Below are 26084 nucleotides of genomic sequence, written 5' to 3' on the forward strand. Positions count from 1 at the left end.
AAACGAAACGGCGGCACCAATATAAGAAGCAACCGAATACAACCGCGCAGCGCCGGGTTCCGGAAAACAGTACAGAACCGGCGTGCGCCGCAAAGAGGATACAGACCAATGGGAAAAATCATCGGCATCGACCTGGGTACCACCAACAGCTGTGTAGCGGTACTGGATGGTGACAAGGCGCGCGTTATTGAGAACGCGGAAGGCGATCGCACTACCCCGTCCATCGTTGCGTTTACCGACGACAACGAGGTTCTGGTAGGCCAGTCCGCCAAGCGTCAGGCAGTTACCAACCCGACCAACACCCTGTTCGCGGTGAAGCGCCTGATCGGCCGTAAGTTCAAGGACGATGTGGTACAGAAAGACATCAAGATGGTGCCTTACTCCATCGTTGAAGCCGACAACGGCGACGCCTGGGTACAGGTAAAAGGCGACAAGAAAGCACCGCCGCAGATCTCTGCCGAAGTGCTGAAAAAGATGAAGAAAACCGCGGAAGATTTCCTCGGTGAGAAAGTAGATGCCGCGGTAATCACCGTACCGGCCTACTTCAACGACTCCCAGCGTCAGGCCACCAAAGACGCCGGCCGCATTGCCGGTCTGGACGTCAAGCGCATCATCAACGAGCCCACCGCGGCTGCGCTGGCCTACGGCCTGGACAAGAAGGGTGGCGACCGCACCATCGCGGTATACGACCTGGGTGGCGGTACCTTCGATATCTCCATCATTGAAATTGCCGATGTCGACGGCGAAATGCAGTTTGAAGTGCTGTCCACCAACGGTGACACCTTCCTCGGCGGTGAAGACTTCGACCTGCGCCTGATCGATTACCTGGCCGAGCAGTTCAAGAAGGAGCAGGGCATCGACCTGAAAGGCGACCCGCTCGCCATGCAGCGCCTGAAGGAAGCGGCCGAGAAAGCCAAGATCGAGCTGTCCTCCAGCCAGCAGACCGAAGTGAACCTGCCGTACATCACCGCAGACGCCACCGGTCCGAAGCACCTGGTGGTGAAACTGACCCGCGCCAAGCTGGAAAGCCTGGTGGAAGAACTGGTTAACCGCTCCCTGGAGCCGGTGAAAATCGCGCTGCAAGACGCCGACATGACCACTGCCAAGATCGACGAGGTGATCCTGGTGGGCGGCCAGACCCGTATGCCGCTGGTGCAGCAGAAAGTGACCGCGTTCTTCGGCAAAGAGCCGCGCAAAGATGTGAACCCGGATGAAGCGGTTGCCGTGGGCGCTGCGATCCAGGGCGCGGTACTGGGCGGCGACGTGAAAGACGTGCTGCTGCTGGACGTAACCCCGCTGACCCTGGGTATCGAAACCATGGGGGGCGTGGCCACCGCGCTGATCGAAAAGAACACCACCATCCCGACCAAAAAGTCCCAGGTGTTCTCCACTGCAGACGACAACCAGACCGCTGTGACCATTCACGTGGTACAGGGTGAGCGCAAGCAGGCGGCACAGAACAAGTCCCTGGGTCGTTTCGACCTGGCCGACATTCCGCCGGCGCCGCGCGGCATGCCGCAGATCGAAGTGACCTTCGATATCGATGCCAACGGCATCCTGCATGTGCACGCCAAAGACAAGGCCACTGGCAAGGAACAGTCCATCGTCATCAAGGCCTCTTCCGGTCTGTCTGACGAGGAGATCGAACAAATGGTGCGCGACGCCGAGGCCAACGCCGAAGCGGACAAGCAGTTCGAGGAGCTGGTGCAGGCGCGCAACACCCTCGACGGCCTGATCTCTGCCACACGCAAGACTGTGGACGAAGCCGGTGACAAGGCGACTGCGGAAGAGAAATCTGCAATCGACGCCGCCCTGGCGGAAGCCGAGGAAGCGGTCAAGGGCAACGACAAGGCCGTGATCGACGCCGCGACCACCAAGCTGACCGAAGCCTCCGGCTCTCTGGCGCAGAAACTCTACGCCGAGCAGGCCCAGGCCCACGATGCTGCCGCGCAGCAGGCTGAGCAGGCGAGTTCCGGTGGAAAGTCCGGTGGTGACGACGCAGTGGACGCTGAGTTCGAAGAAGTCAAAGACGACAAGAAAGACGGCAAGTAATCAACCACTTGCCTCTGCCCAGTAGGAGCCAGCTGGCTCCTACTGGGCGGGATACAAAAAGGCGCGGGAGTTCGAGAGGGCTTTCGCGCCTTATGCAGTTTTAAAAAGAACACACAGAGCTATGTCCAAACGCGATTACTACGAAGTCCTCGGCGTCAGCAAAGGGGCGGATGAAAAGGAGCTGAAAAAGGCTTACCGCCGGGTGGCGATGAAATTTCACCCGGACCGCAACCCCGACGACAAAGAGGCGGAGAACAAATTCAAGGAGGCCAACGAGGCCTACGAAGTACTGTCCGATCCGCAGAAGAAAGCGGCCTATGACCAGTTCGGCCACGCCGGAGTGGACGGGCAGGCGGGCCACGGCGGTGGTGGCTTCGGCGGATTCTCCGATATTTTCGGTGACGTGTTTGGCGATATCTTTGGTGGCGGCGCCGGTGGCGGCCGCCGCGGACCGCAGCGCGGTTCCGACCTGCGCTACGACCTTGAGCTGGATCTGGAAGACGCGGTGCGTGGCACCACCGTCAAGATCCGAGTGCCGACGCTGGCCAACTGTGGCACCTGCCACGGCTCCGGCGCCAAGGCCGGCTCCAAGCCGCAGACCTGTGGCACCTGTGGCGGCGCCGGTCAGGTGCGTATGCAGCAGGGCTTTTTCTCTGTGCAGCAGACCTGCCCCAACTGTCGCGGTCGCGGCACCGTCATCACCGATCCCTGCACCAGCTGTCACGGCCGCGGCCGCGTCGAGGAAACCAAGACCCTGTCGGTCAAGGTACCGCCGGGTGTGGATACCGGTGACCGTATCCGTCTCGCCGGCGAAGGCGAAGCGGGCCCGGACGGCGGACCTGCGGGCGACCTGTACGTACAGGTGATGGTGAAAGAGCACGAGCTGTTCCAGCGCGACGGCAAGAATCTCTACTGCGAGGTGCCCATCAGTTTTGTCACCGCAGCGCTCGGTGGCGAGATGGAAGTCCCGACCCTGGATGGCAAGGTCAAACTGAAAATCCCGGCAGAGAGCCAGACCGGTAAACTGTTCCGCCTGCGCGGCAAGGGTGTGACCCCGGTACGCGGCGGCGCTCCCGGCGATCTGCTGTGTCGTGTGGTGGTGGAAACCCCAATCAACCTCTCTGCGAAACAGAAAGAGTTGCTGGAGGAATTCGCCGGCACCCTGAGCGAGAAGAAAAATTCACCGCGCCAGACCGGTTGGTTTGAAGGGGTGAAGAACTTCTTCGGTGATATGAAGCTGTAATCCCCTGACAGCTGTGTAAAAAAGCCCGGCCAGTTTGCCGGGCTTTTTTATGTCTGCTGGTTTCGCCGAACGCGCTGAAATCAGTACTCGGCCAGTTTTTTGCGGAAACTTTCGTGAAATTCCTGCTGGATCTTCTTTAATTCCTCCAGCTGCTCTTCATTCAGGATTTTCACCATTTCCACGCGGGTGGCCGCCCGTGCGGCAATAATTTTCGCGTCGATTTCCTCTTTCTGCTCACGGGAGAGCTTTGGTCTTTTACCGGGCGCGAATCCGTAATCTTCCAGTATGTGCAGCTGCAGCTCGAAGCTTTTTTCCATCAACGGCAGGACCTTTTCTTCCTGTTCCGGTGTGAGCTTCAGTTGGAGGGTTACCCAGTCGGCAATGTCGTCATACTTTTCCCAGAAGTCGTCGCTGTCCACCGCCTTGCTGGTGGAAACCAAGGTAAACAGCAGTAGTGCGCAGAGTGCGGCGGAGAAGGACGACCAGAACGGGTCGCGAGATTCCGGGGTCATGGTTGGCGCTCCAATCTACGGGATATTTATAGCCTAGTAGAGGATTTGGGCGCCGCAAGGCATACCACCCGGTCATTACTCTGATATGTTGAGTGGGGTTTACAGAGCGGCCGCGCGGTATTGCCCGCAACGGAAACCGGGGTAGAATCCGCGCCTTTCAAGCCCGGCCGAAGGAGAGAAACATGGCGGTAAACATAGCAATCACAGGATTTGGCGGCCGTATGGGGCGTGTACTTGCGGAAGCCGTAGCGCTGGCGGAAAAAGATGGCAAAGCGAAGCTCACCGGTGCCATCGTGCGCCCGGGCTCAAGTCTGGTGGGGGCTGATGCCGGGGAGGTGGCCGGTCTCGGACGCAACGGTCTGGCGATCGTCGACGGCCTGGAGCAGGTGGCGTTCGACGTACTGATCGACTTCACTTCACCACTCGCCACCCTCGACAACGCCGCCTACTGTGCAGAGCACGGCAAGGCCATCGTAATCGGCACCACCGGTTTCACTGCTGCAGAGAAGGCGCAGATGCTGAGTGCCGGTGATAAAACCCCGCTGTGTTTCGCGACCAATTTTTCCACGGGCGTGAATCTGTGCTTTAACTTACTGGAAACCGCGGCCCGGGTGCTGGGCGACGACGTGGATATTGAAATCGTCGAAGCGCATCACCGTCACAAACTGGATGCACCTTCCGGTACTGCGCTCAGTATGGGCGAGGTGATCGCCGACACCCTTGGTCGCGATCTCGACAAGGTGGCGGTATATGGTCGCGAGGGGCAGACCGGCGCGCGCGAGCGGGAAACCATCGGTTTTGCCACGGTGCGTGGCGGCGATGTGGTCGGTGAGCACACGGTGTCTTTCTTTGCCGACGGCGAGCGTATTGAAATTACCCACAAGGCCAGCAGCCGACTGGCCTTTGCCCGCGGCGCGGTGCGCGCTGCAATCTGGTTGAATGATAGAGCCGCCGGTCGCTACGACATGCGCGACGTGCTGGCCCTCAAATAATTTTTTGGAGTTTATTGTTTGGAAAAGAAGATCATCGTCGGCAGTGAGGAGTGGTGTGCATTTCCGGGGTTGGGTATTCCCGCCATCAAGGCGCGGGTGGACTCCGGAGCCAAAACCTCGTGCCTGCACGCCTACAATATCCAGCAGTTCAATCGCGGCGGTGAGCCCTGGGTGAGCTTTGAGGCGCACCCGCTGCAGAACCTGCGCCGCCCGCGCGTACGCTGCGAAGCGCGCGTGCTGGATAAGCGCACGGTGCGCAGTTCCTCCGGCGATTCGGAAAAGCGCATAGTGATCAAGACCGCCATCAGCATTGGCGGCAGCGTGTGGGATATCGAACTGACCCTGACCAATCGCGACTCCATGGGCTACCGTATGCTGCTCGGGCGCGAGGCGATGATGGGGCGCATGCTGGTGGATCCTTCGGAGAGTTTCTGCCTCGGCGAAATGCCTCCCAGTCAGCTGGAGGAGTATTACCACGACGAACACCATATGGCGGGTACCGGTCTGCGCATCGGCCTGCTGGCGTCCAATCCGGATCTGTACAGCAACCAGCGCATCATGGAAGCGGGTGCCGAGCGCGGCCACCGCATGACCTTCCTGAATATTCGCCAGTGCTACATGAAGCTCGATTCCACCGAGCCGGAAGTGCACTACCGCGACGGCCGTATCCTCAACAACCTGGATGCGGTGATCCCGCGCATCCGCCCGAGCCAGACGTTTTACGGCTGCGCGCTCACGCGACACTTCGAGAGTATCGGGGTGTTTGCGCTGAATGGTTCCGCGGCGATTGGCCAGTCCCGCGACAAGCTCTTCTCCCTGCAGTTGCTGCAGGAGGGCGGGTTGAGTATTCCGATTTCCGGCTTCGCCAACTCACCGATGGACACCAACGAGCTGATCGAAATGGTCGGCGGTGCGCCGCTGATCGTGAAACTGCTGGAAGGCACTCAGGGACGCGGTGTGGTGCTGGCGGAAACCCGCAAGGCGGGCGAGTCGGTGATCAACGCGTTCAAATCCCTGAAAGTGAATCTGCTGGTGCAGGAGTTTATCCGCGAGGCCCAGGGCAAGGACCTGCGCCTGTTCGTGATCGACGGCAAGGTGGTGGCGGCGATCCAGCGGGAGGCGGCGCCGGGCGAGTTCCGCGCGAATATCCACCAGGGTGGCACCGCTTCGGTGGTCAAGATCACTACTGAAGAGCGCAAGCTCGCCATCAAGGCCGCCAAAGTGCTCGGGCTCAAGGTGGCCGGTGTGGATATCATCCGCTCCAAGAAGGGCCCGCTGTTGCTGGAGGTGAACTCCTCTCCGGGCCTCGAGGGGATCGAGAGCGCCACCCGCAAGGATGTGGCCGGCAACATGATCATGGCGATCGAGCGCGCGCTCAAATGGCGTCCGACCATCGCCGGTGTCCCCAGCATCGACGAAGAGTAACGCGTCTAAGCCTGGTCTTGGGCCCGGTCCAGGGCCCGGCGCAAGGCCGGGCCTTCTATCTCCTCCTTCAATGGCGCGCTGACCTGATTTCCTCCGCTAGTTCTCGCAGGAATTCTGGCGCGCCACTGCTGCTCACCGTTGGTGGGTGGGGGCTGCCGGTACTACCCTTTGGGGGCTCCGTGCGCGAATTCCCTGTTCGCGGGGGGCATGAATCCAGCGCCCCGGTGACCCAGAACATGTCTAACTCTGCCCCTTCCCCCAAGCCCTATGCCGCTGCCCCGGAATCCCGGAAAGGCGCTTTTTCGGCTGCCGGGATCTGCGTTGGAATGCTGCTGTTGTGGTTCCTGTTGCCGTTGTCACCCGCACGGGCGCAGGCCGAGCACCTCTCCGACACGGATCTCGGGCGCAAGGTGATGGTGGATTACATTGTCCACTTCGCCCATCACCTGCAGTGGCCCATCGATGTTTTCAATGGCACCAATGCCCCGTTCCGGATATGCGTGATGGGCGATGACGAACTGGTCGCGCCGCTCACCGCCAGGTTGAGCCACCAACGTATTCAGGGGCGGCTGGCATCGCTGGAGCAGGTCAACGATGGGGAAATGCTGCGGGTGCGTCGCTGCCAGATTGTGGTGATGGGGGATATCGGCGCCGAGCGCATGGCGCAGGCGGTGGGCGCGCTGGAGTTTTTCCCGGTGCTGACGGTGAGCGACGTCAGCCGTTTTGCCACCCTCGGTGGCATGGTGGAGTTTGCCGGCAGTGGCGCCAACATGGCCCTGCAGCTGAACAAGACCCGGCTGGATCGCGCGGAATTGAAAATGGGCAACAGCCTGTTCCGCCTGAGCCGCCAGGTGAACTGACCGACTATTCTTTCAGCTAATGGGGTTTCCTTGCCGGCTCGCGCAATTCCACTTTTTCTCCGCCTGAATCATGGTTCACCGATGCCCTCGATCCCGGCGTCGATGGCGCAAATTTGTACTGGCGATCAAAGGTGTTTTCCCGTAGAATCTGCGCCCGGCTTGGAAAGGCCCCACAGGAGTCGCTCGCGCCAGATACAGGTTCCGCCCGTTGCGGATCAGGCCGCTGAGCCCGTGGCTTTCCTGCCAAAAAAGTGCCAGTTGTGGCGGATTTCCGCCCTCCAGAAATACTGTTCGAAATAGTTACTCTGGCTGCTGGCCACACTGTGAGAGCCCTGGTGAAAACCACTGCGAGCCGACCGCGAATAACTTTATAAAAAAGCGAGATGAAGCAAACGTTTCATCTCGCTTTTTTATAAAAGGCTTCCGGTAAACAAGTTGCAGCTGAAACTGTAGCTGGCGTCGCTGCCTCGGTAACGCCCTCTCACCCCGCCCGGAAGCTGTTCTGACGATTGGAGATTGACTTGAACAACGCCGTTCCCACGCCGGAATCCTTGATGCCCAGCACTACCCCGGCACTGCTGGTGCTCGCCGATGGCAGTGTCTTCCACGGTCGCGCCATTGGCGCCGAAGGCTCAACTGTCGGTGAGGTAGTTTTCAATACCTCCATGACCGGATACCAGGAGATCCTGACGGACCCGTCCTACGCCCGTCAGATCGTCACCCTGACTTACCCCCATATCGGTAACACCGGTACCAATAGCGAAGACGAAGAAGCGTCTGAAATCTGGGCCGCCGGCCTGGTGATCCGCGATCTGCCACTGCTGGCCTCCAGCTTCCGCAGCGAGCAGTCCCTGGAAGACTACCTGAAGGCGCGCAATATCGTCGGCATCGCCGATATCGATACCCGCCGCCTGACCCGACTGCTGCGCGACAAAGGCGCACAGAGCGGCTGCATCGTTACCGGCGACAACATTGACGAAGCGGAAGCCCTGAAACAGGCGCAGGCGTTTGCCGGCCTCAAGGGTATGGATCTGGCCAAGGTCGTCTCCACCAAGGAGAAGTACGACTTCAATGAAGGCACCTGGGAACTGGGCCTGGGCCACAAGCCGGCACCGGCCGCACAGCCTTACAAGGTTGTGGCCTACGACTTCGGTGTAAAACGCAACATCCTGCGCATGCTGGTGGATCGCGGCTGCAGCATCACCGTGGTACCGGCAGAGACTCCGGCCTCCGAAGTGCTGGCGATGAACCCGAACGGCGTGTTCCTCTCCAACGGCCCCGGCGACCCCGAGCCCTGCGACTACGCGATCGCGGCGATCAAGGAATTCCTCGACGCCGGCCTGCCCACCTACGGTATCTGCCTCGGCCACCAGCTGCTGGGTCTCGCCGTGGGCGCCAAGACCGCGAAGATGAAATTCGGCCACCACGGCGGCAACCACCCGGTGCAGGACCTGGACACCACCAAGGTGATGATCACCGCCCAGAACCACGGTTTTGAAGTGGATGCGGCCAGCCTGCCGGACAATGTGGAAATTACCCACAAGTCCCTGTTCGACGGCACCCTGCAGGGCATTCGCCTGAAGGACAAGCCGGCGTTCAGCTTCCAGGGCCACCCGGAAGCGAGCCCCGGCCCGCACGACGTGGCGCCGCTGTTCGACCAGTTTATCGAGATGATGGAAGCGCGCCGCTAAGTCGCCGCTCTCCCTTTGTGGGAGCTTGCCAACTGGCGGGCTCCTACTGCCAAGACCAGAATTTTATCGCCGGATAACGGCCGATTAGATACGGAAGAAAGATGCCAAAACGCACAGACATTCAAAGCATTCTGATCATCGGCGCAGGCCCCATCGTCATCGGTCAGGCCTGTGAATTCGATTACTCCGGTGCCCAGGCCTGTAAGGCCCTGCGCGAAGAGGGTTTCCGGGTAATCCTGGTGAACTCCAACCCCGCCACCATCATGACCGACCCGTCCATGGCGGACGCCACCTACATCGAGCCGGTGGAGTGGAAGACGGTTGCCAAGATCATCGAGAAAGAGCGCCCGGACGCGATCCTGCCCACCATGGGCGGCCAGACCGCGCTGAACTGTGCGCTGGCGCTGGACAAGCACGGCGTGCTGGAAAAGTTCGGCTGTGAGCTGATTGGTGCGGACAAGAACGCCATCGAAAAAGCGGAAGACCGCGATCTGTTCGACAAGGCGATGAAGGCCATCGGCCTCGAGACCCCGCGCGCCAAGATCGTCCACACCATGGAAGAGGCGAAGAAGGTTCCGGAGGAGTTTGGCTTCCCGGTAATCATCCGCCCGTCCTTCACCATGGGTGGTTCCGGTGGCGGTGTGGCCTACAACTGGCCGGAATTCGAAGAGATCTGCAAACGCGGTCTCGACCTGTCCCCCACCAACGAACTGCTGATCGACGAATCCCTGCTCGGCTGGAAAGAGTACGAGATGGAGGTGGTGCGCGACAAAAACGACAACTGCATCATCGTGTGTTCCATCGAGAACTTCGACCCGATGGGCGTGCACACCGGTGACTCCATCACCGTGGCCCCGGCGCAGACCCTGACCGACAAGGAATACCAGCTGATGCGCAACGCGTCCATCGCGGTATTGCGCGAGATCGGCGTGGAAACCGGCGGCTCCAACGTGCAGTTCGGTATGGACCCGAAAACCGGCCGCATGGTGGTAATCGAGATGAACCCGCGGGTGTCCCGCTCCTCCGCGCTGGCCTCCAAGGCCACCGGCTTCCCGATCGCCAAGGTCGCGGCCAAGCTGGCGGTGGGCTACACCCTGGACGAACTGCAGAACGACATCACCGGCGGCGCCACCCCGGCGTCTTTCGAGCCGTCCATCGACTACGTCGTGACCAAGATTCCGCGCTTCACCTTCGAGAAATTCGGTGAAGCGGATGCGCGCCTGACCACACAGATGAAATCCGTGGGTGAAGTCATGGCCATCGGCCGCAACTTCCAGGAATCCATGCAGAAAGCCCTGCGCGGCCTGGAAGTGGGCTCCTTCGGTTTCGAGCCGAAGCTGGACCCGGCGGAAGTGGGCTCCATGGAGCACCTGCGCCGCGAACTGTCCGTGGCCGGCGCCAACCGCATCTGGTATGTGGGCGACGCCTTCCGTATGGGCATGAGCATCGACGAAGTGTACGAGCTGTCCGGCATCGATCCCTGGTTCCTGGTGCAGATCAAGGAGCTGATGGAAATCGAGGAACCGCTGAAGTCCATCCCGACTTCCGCGCTCGACGCCAAGACCATGCGCTACCTGAAGCGCAAGGGCTTCTCCGACAAGCGCCTCGCGGACCTGCTGGGCGTGAGCCAGAAGACCGTGCGCGAGTTCCGGCAGAAGCTGGGTGTGTTCCCGTCCTACAAGCGCGTGGATACTTGCGCCGCGGAATTCGCCACCGGCACCGCCTACATGTACTCCACCTATGACGAGGAGTGTGAAGCGGAGCCGACCGACAAGAAGAAAATCATGGTGCTCGGCGGCGGTCCCAACCGTATCGGCCAGGGCATCGAGTTCGACTACTGCTGTGTGCACGCGGCACTCGCCATGCGCGAAGACGGTTACGAGACCATCATGGTCAACTGTAACCCGGAGACCGTATCCACCGACTACGACACTTCCGACCGCCTCTACTTCGAGCCGGTAACCCTGGAAGACGTACTGGAGATCGTGCGCAAGGAAAAACCGGAAGGTGTGATCGTGCAGTTCGGCGGCCAGACCCCGCTGAACCTGGCGCGCTACCTGGCCGCCGAGGGCGTGGCGATCATCGGTACCACCCCGGAGCAGATCGACCGCGCGGAAGACCGTGAGCGCTTCCAGCAGATGATCATCCGTCTCGGCCTCAAGCAGCCGCAGAACGCCATCGTGCGTTCAGAGTACGAAGCCATCCAGCGCGCGAAGGAAGTGGGCTACCCGCTGGTGGTGCGTCCTTCCTACGTACTGGGCGGCCGCGCCATGGAGATCGTGTACAAGGAAGACGAGCTCAAGACCTACATGAAGGAAGCCGTACAGGTTTCCGAGGATGCGCCGGTACTGCTGGACCACTTCCTGCACTCCGCCATCGAGGTGGATATCGACGCGGTATCCGACGGCAAGGACGTGGTGATCGGCGCGATCATGCAGCACATCGAACAGTGCGGCGTGCACTCCGGTGACTCCGCCTGCTCGCTGCCGCCCTACAGCCTGCCGGCCGACGTGCAGGACAAGATGCGCGAGCAGGTGAAAGCCATGGCGCGCGAACTGGGCGTGGTTGGCCTGATGAACACCCAGCTGGCGTACCAGGACGGCGAGATCTACGTGATCGAGGTGAACCCGCGCGCGTCCCGTACCGTGCCCTTCGTGTCCAAGTGCATCGGCACCTCGCTGGCGAAGATCGCCGCGCGCTGTCAGGCCGGTGTGAGCCTGGCGGATCAGGGCTTCACCAAGGAAATCGTGCCGGATTACTACTCCGTCAAGGAGTCGGTATTCCCGTTCAACAAGTTCCCGAAAGTGGACCCGATCCTCGGCCCGGAAATGAAATCCACCGGTGAGGTGATGGGCGTGGGCGAGACCTTCGCCGAAGCCTTCGACAAGTCCCTGCTGGGCGCCGGCGACAATCTGCCGGAATCCGGCAAGGTGTTCATCTCCGTGCGCGATGTGGACAAGCCCGGTGTGGTGGAAGTGGCCCGCGAGATGTCCAAGCTGGGCTTCGAGATGGTCGCTACCCGCGGTACCGCCAAGGTCTTGCAAGAAGCGGGCATTGCGGTTACAACGGTGAACAAGATGAACGAAGGCCGGCCGCATATCGTCGACATGATTAAAAACGACGAGATTGCACTGGTGGTCAACACCACCGAGGGTCGCCTGGCCATTCGCGATTCCGCGGATATCCGCCGCAGCGCGGAAAACCATCAGGTTTGCTACACCACCACCCTGGCGGCGGCAAAAGCCATGGCCATGGCCATGCAGATTGCCGAACCGCACCAGGTGCGCAGCCTGCAGGAACTGCACCAGCGCGTCGTGCGCCTGCAAGACTGATCGGCCTGCTCTGGATGGACACTCCGGTGGCCACCAGAGCGCACAAACTGAAAAGCTCTGCCTCCTGGCGGAGCTTTTTCGTTAATGAATAATTGAGAAGATTCTGGAGGTTCCGTTGAACCGTGTACCCATGACCGTAGAAGGCGCAGAAGCCCTGCGCAGCGAACTCGACGACCTGAAAAAAGTGCAGCGCCCGGCCGTAGTGCAGGCGATTGCCGAAGCCCGCGAGCACGGCGACCTGAAAGAAAACGCCGAGTATCACGCCGCGCGCGAAAAGCAGGGCTTTATTGAAGGCCGTATTCAGGACATCGAGGCCAAGCTGTCTATGGCGCAGGTGATCGACGTCAAAGCCATTGAGCCTTCCGGCAAGGTCATTTTCGGTACCACCGTGACCATCATCCGTGTGGAAGACGACTCGGAAGTGACCTACAAGATCGTGGGTGACGACGAGGCGGACGTGAAAAACAGGAAAATTTCCGTGAACTCCCCCATCGCGCGCGCGCTGATCGGCAAGGAAGAGGGCGATATCGTGGTGGTGAATACCCCGTCCGGTTCGGTGGAGTATGAGATTGATACGGTAGCGCACATCTGAGCAGATGTGGGCAAAACGAAGAGGGCGGCCAGTTGGCCGCCCTTTTTGTTTTCCAACGTTACAGACAAGTTACTAGTACTGATTCACGATGGCCGTGTGGCCAAAGCCGGTCTGAGACACGATTGCGGTTTGATCCACCCCACTCTGGGTGACGCACGCCTTGTTGAGCCATCCGGATTGGGTGACGTCTACAACACCTCTGACATTAAACACTTGGGAAATACGGGCTTCGTTAAAACCACCCATGCTTTGATTTACTGTTGCAACGGTCTCAATACCGTATTTTTGGGTAATGGAAGCGTCATTACCCAAACCGTCCTGCTCAATGTGTGTAATAAATTGGTTTGGGTCACCAAACTGAGCGAACTGTTTGATGTAGGCCGAGTTAAATGCGCCGTCCTGTACCGTGGTCGCATGAGCCCCATTGCCAAAGGATTGCTCGATGGTGGACTTGTTGGCTGCACCATGTTGTATCTGTTCGATCACACTGTCGGATTGGTATGACTGCGTGGCGTAGGCGCGGTTAAAAAAATCGGATTGGGTTTGGAGGATAGTATTGCTGTCGGAGGCGGGGCCTTGGGTCGCCTCGACGGTGTGCATCACGCCGGTCTGGGTCTGCTGGACATAGTTGTCGCCCGCTAGGGCGGTACCGCTGATTGCGAGTGAAAGGGCTGCGACGATGGGGGTTAACGTCTTCATGAGTGTCTCCATTACTACATTGAGGGTCGGACGTTGGGAGAGTGCCGGCGGGTAAACGTCGGCACAAAATGACACCTGAACTGGTGCCACTGGTTAGCGAAATGAATAATCCGGGGAGGGGTGTCGTTCCGGCACTTTAAGCAGCCGAAAAGTACGCGCGAAATGCAAAGTCCGGTTTGCGCAAGGCAAAAGGCGAGATTGGATCATGGGGCAACTTTCCCTGTTACAGCATTGGGCAGTGGCGTGATCAGAAATGTTTCGTCGTATATTGAGTCTTGCCGTATTTTTGTGCGTCCGCCATAGGAGATAAGTCGCAAACAACTAGGAAAAAAGTGTGATTCTCGCTGTCGTAAAATTCATTTTTGCGAGCAGTGTTCGATAAAAAAGCCCCGCTTGTGCGGGGCTAAAAATCTGTGGTGACAGAACACTGCAATCAAAAAAAATGATGGATTACTTCAGGTATTTCAGCACCTGGATAATGCTTTCCATGCTACACCCGTTTCCGGGGCTCACACTGATCGGTGCGATTCCGTCGCCCATATACATCTTGTTGCACTCCCGGATAAGCCACTCGCCCTCATAACCGAACAGTACCGTTGCAGGAGGAGCAGGTCTCGGTCGGTAATTGCCATTAATGGCGACCTGTGCCGGCATATACGCCCTTCTCTCGAAGATGTACGGAGGTTCAGAGGTGTGGTAGTCATCCAGGGTTTTCAGGTAGGCAACCAGATCGCCCTCTTGTTCAGGCGTCAAACCAAGATTGCCTACTAGCGTTCCACGCGTCAGGTTGTTGCCAAACTCCGGTACGGGCCAGCAATTGTTCGCCAACGCTACTTTTTCGGTAACGATCAGAGGAATACCTACCACATCTGCGCAGTTTTTCTTGTCGTGATGCCGGGGGATAGCCGAATTTATCTCAGCCGTATTGTAGAAATGCACTACGGCCTCAATATTTTTGAAAAAGCCATTGTGCATATACGAGCGGGTAAATTCTTCGGATGCTCCCTTGAACAGGTTCCTCAGTGACGGACTGCGGAAGCCGCCGTTGGGAACGCTAGGAAGGTGAGTTAGGTTCAATCCGGTATCAAACTTATCCAGAACAGGAATCTCAGTATTATGCGGGACACCAATGTTGTGGTAAGCATGGTCGGCGTAGGTCTGTAACAACTCAGCACCGTCATCGCCGAAATCAAACTGGAAGGGCGCAACGGGAACGGTAGGCTCATTGCTGTGGCAGAAGGCACAGGCAGCCGCAGGAATACTGGGATCAGGATTGCTTTTTCCTAAGTTGGGTGCAAAAAAGGGCACGTTGTAGAACATGTCATGCCCGAAGTTTTCCGCATCCGTCAGCATCAGTAGTGGGAATTTCCCGGCGGCGGTCTTTTTCGGGTTGTTGATGATTTCCTGAGTTACCTGCGCACAGAAATCATGATCATAGAACTCCGCATGACCCCCTTCGATACAGGCAAGCTCCGACCGGAGGGCGAAATCCCGTTTGGAAGTAAAGGAGTTGAGGTCCCAGCTGTGCTGGTAGGCGCCCACAGCTAGCATTAATCTCCTGAACGAGATCTCGTATTGGGGAAGCGCTGTATACCCGGCTGTGTAACTGCTGCAGTTTATGTCCTTGCCAAAGGCAACCTTATATAGGTTGCGGTACTCGGATGCGGCAATCCGCTTACACACATCCACTTCGGCAATATTTTGTTCCACGACACTCGGCATTGGATTTAGCGCCTGATCCGATGTCGGTCCAAAGTACTTGCTGTACGCTTTTATATAAAGATTTTCTATGTCATAGAAAACTTCTTCATCCAGGTGTGGCGCCGGCACTGTGTTGTCTGCCAGGTCCTGTATTTTTCCTTCGGACCTCCCGTCCCAAAAATTACCTCCACAAAAATTACTGATCAATGTTTGAGGTTTACAATCTTCGCTAAACGGGGGGACAAAACTGGCATAAATATTGGTTATCGCCTTGCGTTTTCCTACCCCACCATTTGCGCCGGGTACAACCACCGTAGTCTTGTTGACGTCTGAAAACCCGCTAGTGCCGCCGGCAAAGGGTTCATGGCAGGAAACACAGGCTTGGCCGCCCTTCGGGTTAGAGAGTTCGGTATCGTAGAAAACGTGTTTTCCCAGTACCTTTAGTGCCAGGTCCCGAATCACATCTTCCTGCTGCGCAAAGGCGCCGGAAGCACACATCAACGGCACCAGTGAAACAGAAGATAAAAGTAGCCACTTTCGGCCCTTGAGCCTTGAACGTTCCATGAATTTCTCCTTAGCCAGACTTAATAGCGTCAACGACACTGATAATTTCCCTTGCCTTAGATCAAGTGACCTTAACGTGCATATTCAGGGTGCACGCTGAATTTCTCCTTCTGACACCACGATTGCTCCTTCGGTGTGCGCGGGAGAGGTTGTGCCGCTGAAGGCTTATGAAGTAATTTGCTAGCGGTCATTTTTTAATCGTAGGAAAGAAATAAAATTTTCGTGCTAAACCATGGCGAAAAAAAAATAATATTGGCGTGTACGTGTTTGTGATGAGTCAATAGCGTTCGGCGGTTTATATCTGGATCTGGAAATGTTTTTTGTTATTGATAATTGTTTTTATGTTGGTCTTGTCGTGTAATTTTCGGGTGGAAAAATAAAACAAAAGAGGCCGAAATTAATTCGGCTCTTTGTGTGGTGTGTGAGATTTATTGGGAAACGATGGCCTTGTTGCCAACACCGGACTGGCTGATTATCGCAGTTTGTGAAATTCCAATTTGTGTAATGATGGCCTCGTTCGCGCCACCATCTTGCTTGACAATGGCTAGGTGTGCACCGCCACCGTACTGAAGTACATCCGCGCGGTTGTAATATCCGTATTGCTTGATGTCCGCGTAGTTGTACCACGAGTGCTGGGTGACATAGGCTTCGTTGCCGTGGCCGTCCTGATTAATCCAGGCTTCGTTGTGCACATCGCTTTGTTCAATCAGTGCGACAAGGCCTGCGCCCGTTTGGGTGATGTCGGCCATCTGTTCGAGACCACTTTGTAAAATTTGGGCCTCGTTGTAACTGCCGTGTTGTTTGATGTACGCATCGGAATCCACACTGGCGTACTGGCCGATATGAGCGTCGTGTACTTCCCCGTCTTGCTGGATGACGGCGACATTTCCATATCCTCCGATTTGGTAAATTTTTGCTCTGTTGTCAACACCGTACTGCTGGATCGCTGCTTCGCTGTACTGCGTTTGCAGTTGGACGGTGTCTGCATGATTTGCACTGCCGCTTTGAGCAATATTGCTGTGATTTTCCAGACCGCCAGACTGCCGCGAGTAGGCGTCATTCATCGATCCGCCTTGCGTCTGGTAAATATGGCTGTTTGACTCGGATTGTTGCAGTGCAACCGCGTGATGGATGTCGCCTTCCTGGGTCTGATAGATGTGGCTACCGTAAGTGGCGTGATCCGTCTGATCCGATGAGGCCACGTTGCCGGTGCCGGTTTGGTAAATGGTAGAAGAATTTTCCTCGGCGGTTACTTGGCCACTGAGGGCAAGTAAGGATACAGTCAGGGCAATATGTGGCTTCATTGAAATAATCTCTACTGCAAATTTCCCGTTTGAAAGTGGGTGGCTGGAGTAGCCACCCATTTCTCCGGTTTATTGCCATACATTGGCAGTATTGAAGCCACCCAGTTGTATCTGTGTAGAGTTGTCGTGGTAACCGATCTGGTTCGAGTCAGCGGTGTTGCCAATACCCACCTGCAACTTGTCAGCACTCAGTTCTAACCCGTACTGGCTGGTTAATGCCGTATTACAGAAACCGTACTGCTCGGTATTCTGGAAGTTTTCAAAGCCATCTTGGTAAACATGCGCGTAGTTGTCTAAACCCACTTGCAAAACTTCGGACACACTTCCTTTGCCACCCTGCCATACATCGGCGCTGTTCAGAAAAAAGATCTGCCGGATTGAGGAATCCAGATATTTGCCGTACTGCTCGGTACTCGCTTCGTTGTGTGCACCATCTTGGAAGGTCTTGGCGACGGATTTATGGCTGTAATACTGTGCGGTCTGCTGGAAGTTACCCGTTCCATATTGATGGGAAGTTGCGACGTTACTTTCGCCTCCATGCTGATCTATCGTGGAATAGTTCATGTCACCAAACTGAGCGGTATACGCTTCGCTGTCTTCTGTATACCACTGAGTGGTATAGGACGTGTTGTCATCCCCGACCTGTTTGGTTCGGCTGTAGTTGTCGGAACCTCCTTGCTGGCTGTCGTACACGTAATTCCATTTTCCATCTTGGATCTGGACGATCTTACTGTTGGCCTCATCGCTCTGTGAGGCACCAGCCGTGTTGAATTTGTCGTATTGCTCCTGCTCGATTCGGTTGCTCCAGGTACCCGGTCCGGTCTGGTATGCATGGGCCTCGTGGCCGAAGCCTTTTTGGTACTGATAGGTGTCGTTTTCGCCGGCCAGCGCGCTGCCGCTAATGGCAACAAGCACGGCGGTTGCAATTGGGGTAATCGTCTTCATAAGTGGTTCCTTTACGTCCGACGTTGAGTAATCAGCATTCGCTTGCTGATTTGAGTGGTACTGACCGCCAGACATGACGCTAACTCCCTGCGTGCCTGCGCAACCAGCGGTGTGAGAGCGAGTACTTCTTATCTCTTATTTGAGTAAATCTTGCTCTTGTTGATCAATGTGTGATCGTCACGGGGTAATTTTTGCTCTGGTTTGGGGTCGGCGCTATAGGAGGGAAGTCACTAAAACCTAGGAAAAAAGTACAGTTTTTAATCAGGTTTCGCTCTGATAGCGCGTATTTCATAACCGAATATACGGTTATGGCGTCCTCTTCTATTTATTTTTGTGAGCTGAATCCCTGGGCAGATTGGTCCGCGGGAGTTACCTGGCGCCATTGAGTGGAGGGAGCGCCATTTTTAGCGTGAGGTATCGCAAATTCGCGTTGAAAATTGCGCGCGAGTGGAATGTGGAGCGAGGAGGCGCTAGCGATCAGTGCGCGAGTGAAACCGAATTCCCGGCACCGTACTGGGTGACGATTGCGCTGGAGGAAACGCCGCTTTGGCTGATGGCGATGGCATTGAAACCACCCGCTTGGGTGATGGTGGCCTGATGACTGCCACCTAGCCCGAGGGTACCGCTTTGTTGGAGTGATATCGTGTTGAAATAGCCGCTCTGATTTGTGCTCGCGGCGTTATAGGAGTCCTCCTGTGTTATCTGGCTTCGGTTATTGAACCCATCCTGAAGGATTGCGTTTTCATTGGTATAACCCGTTTGCAGGCTGGCCGATGTATTGACGTGTCCCGTTTGAACGGTGTTGCTCTGATTTCGGGATCCGCCTTGTGTCGTGTTTACCGCATTGTCGCTGCCCGATTGGAAAATATAGACCTGACCGAAGTTGCTGTTGTACTGGGTCAATATCGCGATATTCAGTTGTCCGTACTGTGTGGCGTAAACTTGGTTGCCACCGCCAAATTCCTGGTTGGCGACTACTTTGTTGTCATAGCCCAGTTGTGTCGTAGAAATATTGCCCTCGCGGGTTGCAGACTGCACTGCCAGCGATTCATTGAATACACCAACCTGGACGATGGAGACGCTGTTGTTGACGCCAAAAGACTGTTCCACCCAGATGGTATTTAGGTCGCCTTTTTGTACCTGCTGGATGCTGCTACCCGCTTCTTGGTTCTGTCTCGCATCTGCCTGGTTGAACTCACCATCTTGCCGCAACAGAACGGATTTCTCACTTGCTGAATTTTGCTGAGTGTCGAGACTATAGAGTACACCGGAGTCCGGCTGATCCATGGCCGCAGTGTCGGCGTAAACGGCAGGCGCCACCGTGTAAGGCATAAGTACCAGGGCGATTGATTCCGCAAACTTGCGGTTGAGAATGAGGCTGGCCATATTTGTCTCGTATGTCGGTCAGTCGTACTGCTTGATGGTGGTAGTCAATGCGATGCCTTTCTGGGTGACTTCCGTATGCAGGCCACTGCCGCTCTGATAAATGCTGACTTCATTGAAGGCACCGCTTTGGTTCACTGTGGCGGAGTTCTGAAATCCGTACTGAGAAATATTGGCGTCATTCCCATAACCACTCTGCTGTAGCAGAATCAGGTTTTCATAGCCAATCTGGATCAGCGCAGCGATGTTGGCCTGACCGCTTTGGGAAGACACCGTGGTATTTTGGCCGCCGGATTGGGTGAGCAATAGCAGGTTCTGTCGGCCATCCTGTGAGATCGCGAGATAATTAGTTACGCCATATTGCTGTGCGCTGACATGATTCAAATCACCTTGCTGATAAATATTGGCGATATTCGCTGCGGACGAGCCGCCATACCGCTCCAGCTCAGCGGCAAGCGCGAGCTCGGATTCGGCGTTGAACTCCTGCGCCAGCGCTGGTGGGCACGAGAGCGCAGAGAACAGTACTGCTAACGGCACTGTCGCAACCCCCCAGTTGAAAAATCGCATGGCCTTTTCCTTGGAGCAGGTTACATAAAGGTAGTGGGTTCGTTCAGGTAATACTGGATCAGGGGGTTATTGATGTCTTCGGGATTCTGCAGCGCCCAGGAGTTACCCACAATCCCTTCACTTATCAGATGGATTACCGCAGATTCCATCGCGGACAGCGTGGCAATCTGAGCCGGTTCATTGGTGGTGGTACCAACCTCCATTTCCAAGAGCCGCTTGAATTTTACATAGCGAAATACATCCGCGCTTATCGCTTTGGAATAGACAGTTTTTGATGTAAGTACCGAATGCAGCACACGGCCGGAACGGATATCCACCGCGCGCAAATTTACCGTCACCTGATCTACACGATACTGTTCATCGGCACCGATACCAAAATAGCGTGCACCGGCACCTCCGGTGCGGATATTGGTGTCGTAGGCGACGATACCGCCTTCCAACAGGATATTTGCCGCAACCAGGGACGGCAGCATGACGTTATTTTCCGGCACATCCGGCTTGGCCAGCGCCGCCCGTATGATTTTCCGTTCGGTTAGCAGATTCTGCAGGCCTTCGCGCTCCAGCGGAATAAACCAGCCGGAATCGTTCAGTACATCCATGAGCATGGATGCAGCACCCTGGGTTACCGCGGTAGAGAAGCTGCTGGCCGGCGAGGGTTTGTATTGCCCGGTCTGGTCCCGGAAACTGTATACAGCGGCGAGGATTTTTCCCTTGGGTTGTGGCAGGTTGAGAAGATCCCGGTAAGTGTCGTTCCTAGGGGTCAACTTTGCGTCTTGCCTACCGGGGCCAAATATTGCGTCTCCTGTATTTTTCACTGCGGTGCAGCCGCTTAAGCCGGCTAACAGCGACAGGGCGATAGCCGCTACGGTGTGACCTGTAAATTGCATCACATTTTACTCCAGTGTTATTCGCGATTATTTAGAGTTCTGGTAGCAGTCCGGATGCTTCATGTAGGACTGTTATTTTTATCCGATAAAAAATCCAATTCAGTTAGTGGGGTTCAAGCCGCTTACGACTACCTCAGCGGTATCCCCGGTTCCCCTGTCGGTGATCAATACAGTCAATACTCCGTCGGTGTCGACGATCTGAACAATGAAGTCATCGGTGATCAACTCGCCGCTGTTGCCATTTCCCACGTCGGTGAGCAGCTGGTTGAGAAGTCGGGTTTCCAGCGAGTCGGTAAAGCGGTCGAGCGCGCTGGGTTGTTCATAAAGGTCAGATAGGCTGTCCGGATCTTTATGGTCATTCTGAGATTGGGCATTGGATATGAGATAGCTCCCATTCAGCGGATTGCCGCCGAAGTTCGGGTTGACGGGTTCATAGATGAGTTCACTCGCCTGGGGGCTGCTGACGGTAAAGGCCCAGGTGAGTGCCGGGACGAGAAAATTTCGCAGCGTTATTTTTGCTTTCATTAAAATTCATCCTTGCCTAGATCAAAGTGGTCGTTAAGCGCTTCACGAAGTTTCTCCTGCAGGACCATTTCGTGAATCATTTGTGACGCTTGTTCTGCGAGCCCGCGGATGTTGTTGGTACTGGGGCTGATAAAGCGGCGGAAGACAGTGTTGTTGTTGTAGGTGATCCAGATCAGGTTTCCCCAACGCGCGGAGGGCCTTTCTTCAACGATCAGGTTGTAGGTGCTGTCTGGATAATTCAGATTGCGGTACTCGCTCATATACCGTACAAAGTCGTGACCGGTACGGGTAATGGTCTGGTCAATATTGAAACCACTGATTTCATCCTCCAGCCGTCCACTGTCGGAGCCTTCGCCGGAGATCTCTTCCAGGGCGCCGGTATCACCATCCTGGGCAAGGCAGCACTGGAAGATAAGAAGCAACAGCAGGGGAAGGTGCCTCATATCCCCTCGACCGACAGGTGCAGCTTGGCCCAGTTACTGGCTTGAAGGCGGTTTTTCACTCCGATTTTTCGGAATATGTTGTACATGTGGTTCTTGACCGTGTGCTCGCTCAGGTGCAGTCGCGAGGCGATGATGCTGTTCGGTTCGCCGGTGGTCAGCTGGGCGAGAATTTCCTGCTCTCTACGAGTAAGCAGCAGGCTGGAGCGGGAATCGGTAAGGGTGGCGCCGTGGCTATTGTGGATGGAATTTTCCAGTTTGCTGATTAGCTCTTTTTGGCCGGAGCGGTTGTCGCACAGGAATACGAATTTTCGCTCTTCCAGTGGCTTGCAAATATGTGCCGGTAAATCGCGAGCGAAGTTGATCAGCAGTACCCGCGGGTGGCTGATGTTTTTCAGGTGGTTGAGCCCGGCGACGGCGGTGGATTTCGCGGTCAGTGGAAAGCAGTCAACGACGATGGCGTCGTAATTTTTCAGGCAGTACTTCTGCTTCCCGAATCCAGATTTTTCCCAGTTAAAAGGTAGGGATTCTGAAATGAGTGCGTACAGCAAGTCCCCGTGAAGGCCAGAATCGCTCAGAAAGAGAATCGGCATGGAAGTCCCTATAGCTATTCAATGACGATGTCAGGGAGTGAATTAGGCAGTTCCGTTTAAAGTTGTAAGCGCCGCGCAATACTTTCCTCTTCCAACTGCTGGTGAAGGCGTGCGAAATTTCTGCGTGGTGGAATCGGTGCCAGTGGTTTAAGTTAAAAATCTCATTCCCTGAGAAATTTGTTTGGAGTGTAGTCGGTTGTTCTGACTTGGCTGATAAATTAGGTGCCCGTCGCGAAAAAATAATTATTGGTAAAACGACGGTTTTTAATAAGTTAATTTAACGATGATGTAATTTTTATAATTTTCAGGAATAGAGTTGAGTGTCTGGAACTGTGGGGCGTAAATTTTTATACTGGCGGTAAATTGGTCCGCGTTCCTAAATTTTAATACTTTGCGAGCACAGCATTGCGCGAATATCTCCGAGACCTTCTTTTCTGGTACAGCGCCGTCCATTGGCAGTGGTTGAGGTATCTGCCAATCGCGGTATGCCTGATGTTGTCGGCCTGTCACCGCGAGCCTGAGTCTGCCCTGGGGACTCTGGAGTGGGACCGCATTGCATTGCCCGCACCGGTCGCGGAGAAAATTGTGGATATCCAGGTGAGGGAAGGGCAGCGGGTTCAGCGCGGAGAAGTCCTGTTACAGCTCGATCCACAGCAGACACGCGCCAGATTGGCTGCGGCGGAGTCGACGGTGGCGCAGCAAGCTGCGGCACTGGTGGAGCTTGAAGTTGGGCCCCGGGTCGAGGAAATCGAGCGCGCGCGGGCGGAGCTGGTGGCCGCGCAGGCGAATGCGGTGGATGCCGAGGCAAACTTCCGCCGTTTGAGTGCACTGGGGCAAAAGAACTACGCGTCCAAATCGGATATCGACGCCGCCCGCGCGGCAACGGACAGCGCCCGTGCCCAGGTGCGCGCGGCCCAGGAACAGTTACTGGAACTCGAGCGCGGCAACCGCGTGGAAGACATCGAACAGGGGCAGGCCTCACTGGCACAGGCCCGCGGTGAGGCGGAGGCGCAGCGCGTGTTACTGGAGAAACTGACATTGCGCGCCCCCCGTAACGGTATCGTCGACAGTATTCCCTTCAAGCTCGGTGACGAGGCGCCGGTGGGCGCTTCGCTGGTGGTGATGCTGACCGGGGAAACACCCTACGCGCGGGTCTATGTGCCGCAGCCCATGCGTCACCGGATTCAGGTGGGCAGCAGCGCGCGGATAACCATGGAAGGCAGTGGCCACGACAGCGGCCTCGGTACTTTTGCGGGACGTGTGCGCATGGTACGCAATGAGCCCAGTTTTACGCCCTACTACGCGCTGACCGGTGACGACGTGGCGCGCCTCAGTTATATCGCGGAGATCCAGTTGCAGGACGATGCGGCACAGTTGCCCGCAGGGTTGCCGCTGCGGGCTGAATTTTCTTTTTCCCCCGCGGGCGATCGCAAGGCGTCTGAAACACCTTTACCTGCGCCCGTTGATCCCAATGCTGGAAGCGGAAGTGATGAGTCGCGCTCAGGTGAACCGGGGGAAGGTGAACCGCGGGACAGCGAAAGCGGTGCTGAGCTGATAAAAAGTCCGCTACCCGATTCCGAAGCCGAGCCGCTCGAAGGCTTCGAGAACGGTAAATAACCATGGCGTATGACTATGGACAGTGATGTCGCCATCCGCGCCCGCGGGCTCAGCAAGACGTTCGGCAGCCTCAAGGCGGTGGACGATGTGGATCTCACCGTATCCAGGCAGCAGATCTACGGATTCCTCGGTCCCAACGGTTCCGGCAAGTCCACCAGTATCCGCATGTTGTGCGGGCTGCTCACGCCCACGGCCGGGGAGATCGAGGTGCTCGGCCTGCAGATTCCGGCGCAGGCGGAAATTCTGCGCCAGCACATCGGGTACATGACCCAGCAATTTTCCCTGTTTACGGATCTCACCGTGCGCGAGAACCTGGAATTTCTCGCGGCGGTGCAAAACATGTCGGCGCGGGATGCGCGCGCGCGCATCGATGAACTGTTGGTGGAATATCACTTCGAGGGGCGCGCCGATCAGCTGGCGGGCACCATGAGTGGCGGCCAGAAGCAGCGCCTGGCGCTGGCCGGCGCAGTTATCCACAAGCCGGAACTGCTGTTTCTGGATGAACCCACCAGCGCGGTGGACCCGGAATCCCGCCGGGATTTCTGGGAGAAACTGTTCGAGCTCACCGATGCCGGAACCACCATCCTCGTCTCCACCCACTATATGGATGAAGCGGAGCGCTGCCATCGCCTCGCCATCCTGGACCGTGGCCGACTGGTGGCGGATGGCAGCCCGGCGGAACTGACCGGGGCACTGGAAGGGCGTACCCTGCTGGTGGAAACGGAACTCCAGCGCAGCGCGCGGGAAGTGCTGCTGAAAATCCCCGGCGTCATCAGTGCGGCCCAGATCGGCAATAGCCTGCGTTTGCTCACCGATAGTACGCAGGCGAGTGCGGAAACCATGCGCGATGCCTTGCACAAGGCGGATATAAGCGCGCGCATCGGACCGGTTGAGCCGAGCCTGGAAGATGTGTTTGTGGCGGTGACCCATCACGCGTCGAGCGCCGGGCGTAAGCAACAGGAGGTGCCGTCGTGAACGCGCGCCGTCTGTACGCCGTGTTGCAAAAGGAGTTCCGGCAGATGCGCCGGGACCGCATGACCCTCGCCATGATCATTGGCATCCCCATCATGCAGCTGATCCTGTTCGGCTACGCCATCAACCTGAACCTGCGCCACCTGCCAGCGGCAATCGCCGATCAGGCGGAAACCAGCGCCTCGCGCCGGCAGGTGATGGATATGCTCGCCACCGGGGTCATCGACCCGGTGGCGAACGCGCAGACGCCGGAGCAGCTGATGACGCTGTTGCGCCGCGGCGAAATCAGTGTGGGTGTTGTCATCCCCTACGATTACGAACGCCGTCTGGCGCTGGGGCAGGAGGCCATCCAGATTCTGGTGGATGGCAGCGATACGGTGGTGCAGAGTGCGGCGGCGCAGCTGGCGCAGGTGCCGGTGGGGGAGCCGCCACCGGAAAATAATACCCGCCTGCCCAACCGCGAATCTTCGGTGCCACAGCGGCAGAGCTCGGTGAGCATCGTCAGTTTTTACAATCCGCAGCGGGTATCCGCGATCAATATCGTGCCGGGGCTGATCGGCATCATCCTCACCATGACCATGGTGATGTTCACGGCGGTGGCCATAGTGCGCGAGCGCGAGCGCGGCAATATGGAACTGCTGATCGCGACACCGGTGAGCAGCGCGGAACTGATGATCGGCAAGGTCTTGCCCTACGGCATGGTGGGTCTGATCCAGACCAGCCTGATCCTGCTGCTCGGTACCTGGCTGTTCGGCGTGCCCATTCGCGGCAGCCTGTTGGATGTGTATATCGCCGCGCTGCTGCTGATTCTGGCCAACCTGACCATGGGCCTGCTGATTTCCACCCGTGCGCAGTCGCAGTTCCAGGCGATGCAGATGACGTTCTTTGTGTTCCTGCCGTCGATACTGCTGTCCGGCTTCATGTTCCCGTTCGACGGCATGCCGAAGGCGGCGCAGTGGCTGGCGGAAATTTTGCCGCTCACGCACTTCCTGCGACTGATCCGCGGGGTGATGCTGCGTGGGGCCGGGGTGTTCGAGCTGTGGCCTGACCTGCTGGCGCTGATTGCGTTTATTACGCTGATGATGACCCTGGCAGTGCTGCGTTTTCGCAAGCGCCTCGATTGACTGTGTGATGGTATAAACGCAATACCCGGGCAGCTGTACTGGATTTTGCCCGCGGCGGGGAATT

At 57.0% G+C, this 26084-nt stretch carries 22 protein-coding genes and 1 pseudogene; 12 read left to right on the forward strand and 11 right to left on the reverse strand.

Features of this window, described 5'->3' with window-relative positions; translation table 11 throughout:
* Window positions 1-108: 108 nt before the first annotated feature.
* Both dnaK and dnaJ read left to right on the forward strand, forming a co-directional pair.
* Complete coding sequence (gene dnaK, locus R5R33_RS12980) at window positions 109-2052, forward strand: molecular chaperone DnaK (protein ID WP_318953126.1); 1944 nt, start codon at window positions 109-111, stop codon at window positions 2050-2052.
* 121 nt (window positions 2053-2173) lie between these two features.
* The gene (dnaJ, locus tag R5R33_RS12985; RefSeq protein WP_318953127.1) at window positions 2174-3295 is read left to right on the forward strand and encodes a molecular chaperone DnaJ; all 1122 of its coding nucleotides are present in this window, start codon (window positions 2174-2176) and stop codon (window positions 3293-3295) included.
* Window positions 3296-3375: 80 nt separating this feature from the next.
* Here the strand turns inward: dnaJ and R5R33_RS12990 are convergent, their stop codons facing one another.
* A complete protein-coding gene (locus R5R33_RS12990; RefSeq protein ID WP_318953128.1) occupies window positions 3376-3807 on the reverse strand; it encodes a hypothetical protein in 432 nt (143 codons plus the stop codon).
* 182 nt (window positions 3808-3989) lie between these two features.
* Here R5R33_RS12990 and dapB point away from each other — a divergent pair, with 182 nt between their 5' ends.
* The 7 genes and pseudogenes from dapB to greA all read left to right on the forward strand — a co-directional run bounded on the left by dapB (window position 3990) and on the right by greA (window position 12699).
* Window positions 3990-4799 carry a 4-hydroxy-tetrahydrodipicolinate reductase gene (gene dapB, locus R5R33_RS12995; RefSeq protein WP_318953129.1) on the forward strand — a complete coding sequence of 270 codons (810 nt, stop codon included), beginning with the start codon at window positions 3990-3992 and terminating at the stop codon, window positions 4797-4799.
* Window positions 4800-4817: 18 nt separating this feature from the next.
* Window positions 4818-5219 (forward strand): annotated as a pseudogene (locus tag R5R33_RS13000) (ATP-dependent zinc protease family protein); the annotation flags it as partial.
* An 84-nt stretch (window positions 5220-5303) separates the two neighbouring features.
* Complete coding sequence (rimK, locus tag R5R33_RS13005) at window positions 5304-6224, forward strand: 30S ribosomal protein S6--L-glutamate ligase (protein WP_318955737.1); 921 nt, start codon at window positions 5304-5306, stop codon at window positions 6222-6224.
* Window positions 6225-6460: 236 nt separating this feature from the next.
* Window positions 6461-7084: a YfiR family protein gene (locus R5R33_RS13010; protein ID WP_318953130.1), complete on the forward strand. Its 624-nt coding sequence runs from the start codon at window positions 6461-6463 to the stop codon at window positions 7082-7084.
* A 554-nt stretch (window positions 7085-7638) separates the two neighbouring features.
* Window positions 7639-8775: a glutamine-hydrolyzing carbamoyl-phosphate synthase small subunit gene (gene carA / locus R5R33_RS13015; RefSeq protein ID WP_318955738.1), complete on the forward strand. Its 1137-nt coding sequence runs from the start codon at window positions 7639-7641 to the stop codon at window positions 8773-8775.
* A 101-nt stretch (window positions 8776-8876) separates the two neighbouring features.
* A complete protein-coding gene (gene carB / locus R5R33_RS13020; protein ID WP_318953131.1) occupies window positions 8877-12107 on the forward strand; it encodes a carbamoyl-phosphate synthase large subunit in 3231 nt (1076 codons plus the stop codon).
* A 115-nt stretch (window positions 12108-12222) separates the two neighbouring features.
* A complete protein-coding gene (gene greA, locus R5R33_RS13025) occupies window positions 12223-12699 on the forward strand; it encodes a transcription elongation factor GreA (RefSeq protein ID WP_318953132.1) in 477 nt (158 codons plus the stop codon).
* Window positions 12700-12771: 72 nt separating this feature from the next.
* On the opposite strand, the gene R5R33_RS13030 is transcribed toward greA, so the two are convergent.
* From R5R33_RS13030 to R5R33_RS13075, 10 genes are all read right to left on the reverse strand, one after another.
* The gene (locus R5R33_RS13030; RefSeq protein ID WP_318953133.1) at window positions 12772-13398 is read right to left on the reverse strand and encodes a hypothetical protein; all 627 of its coding nucleotides are present in this window, start codon (window positions 13396-13398) and stop codon (window positions 12772-12774) included.
* Window positions 13399-13848: 450 nt separating this feature from the next.
* Window positions 13849-15663 (reverse strand): cytochrome-c peroxidase, encoded by a 1815-nt coding sequence (locus R5R33_RS13035; protein ID WP_318953134.1) that lies wholly within the window; start codon window positions 15661-15663, stop codon window positions 13849-13851.
* Between the two features lie 428 nt (window positions 15664-16091).
* On the reverse strand, window positions 16092-17027 hold the full coding sequence (locus tag R5R33_RS13040; RefSeq protein ID WP_318953135.1) for a hypothetical protein: 936 nt from the start codon (window positions 17025-17027) through the stop codon (window positions 16092-16094).
* Between the two features lie 9 nt (window positions 17028-17036).
* A complete protein-coding gene (locus tag R5R33_RS13045; RefSeq protein ID WP_318953136.1) occupies window positions 17037-17912 on the reverse strand; it encodes a hypothetical protein in 876 nt (291 codons plus the stop codon).
* Between the two features lie 477 nt (window positions 17913-18389).
* Window positions 18390-19298: a hypothetical protein gene (locus R5R33_RS13050; RefSeq protein WP_318953137.1), complete on the reverse strand. Its 909-nt coding sequence runs from the start codon at window positions 19296-19298 to the stop codon at window positions 18390-18392.
* Between the two features lie 18 nt (window positions 19299-19316).
* Window positions 19317-19862: a hypothetical protein gene (locus tag R5R33_RS13055; RefSeq protein ID WP_318953138.1), complete on the reverse strand. Its 546-nt coding sequence runs from the start codon at window positions 19860-19862 to the stop codon at window positions 19317-19319.
* A gap of 20 nt (window positions 19863-19882) precedes the next feature.
* A complete protein-coding gene (locus tag R5R33_RS13060; protein ID WP_318953139.1) occupies window positions 19883-20626 on the reverse strand; it encodes a CsgG/HfaB family protein in 744 nt (247 codons plus the stop codon).
* 222 nt (window positions 20627-20848) lie between these two features.
* Window positions 20849-21274 (reverse strand): curli assembly protein CsgF, encoded by a 426-nt coding sequence (locus R5R33_RS13065; protein ID WP_318953140.1) that lies wholly within the window; start codon window positions 21272-21274, stop codon window positions 20849-20851.
* Window positions 21274-21717 carry a CsgE family curli-type amyloid fiber assembly protein gene (locus tag R5R33_RS13070; protein WP_318953141.1) on the reverse strand — a complete coding sequence of 148 codons (444 nt, stop codon included), beginning with the start codon at window positions 21715-21717 and terminating at the stop codon, window positions 21274-21276. The genes R5R33_RS13065 and R5R33_RS13070 overlap by 1 nt, the downstream gene beginning before the upstream one ends.
* On the reverse strand, window positions 21714-22307 hold the full coding sequence (locus tag R5R33_RS13075; protein ID WP_318953142.1) for a response regulator transcription factor: 594 nt from the start codon (window positions 22305-22307) through the stop codon (window positions 21714-21716). The genes R5R33_RS13070 and R5R33_RS13075 overlap by 4 nt, the downstream gene beginning before the upstream one ends.
* 492 nt (window positions 22308-22799) lie before the next feature.
* On the opposite strand from R5R33_RS13075, the gene R5R33_RS13080 reads away from it, so the two are divergent.
* From R5R33_RS13080 to R5R33_RS13090, 3 genes are read left to right on the forward strand one after another with little or no spacing between them, the layout of a single operon-like run.
* Window positions 22800-23924, forward strand: coding sequence for an HlyD family secretion protein (locus R5R33_RS13080; RefSeq protein WP_318953143.1), 1125 nt, complete (start codon window positions 22800-22802; stop codon window positions 23922-23924).
* 15 nt (window positions 23925-23939) lie between these two features.
* On the forward strand, window positions 23940-24899 hold the full coding sequence (locus R5R33_RS13085; RefSeq protein ID WP_318953144.1) for an ABC transporter ATP-binding protein: 960 nt from the start codon (window positions 23940-23942) through the stop codon (window positions 24897-24899).
* Complete coding sequence (locus R5R33_RS13090; RefSeq protein WP_318953145.1) at window positions 24896-26020, forward strand: ABC transporter permease; 1125 nt, start codon at window positions 24896-24898, stop codon at window positions 26018-26020. The genes R5R33_RS13085 and R5R33_RS13090 overlap by 4 nt, the downstream gene beginning before the upstream one ends.
* Window positions 26021-26084 lie beyond the last annotated feature (64 nt).

Origin of the sequence: Microbulbifer pacificus (assembly GCF_033723955.1) — a bacterium.
Taxonomy (GTDB): domain Bacteria; phylum Pseudomonadota; class Gammaproteobacteria; order Pseudomonadales; family Cellvibrionaceae; genus Microbulbifer; species Microbulbifer pacificus.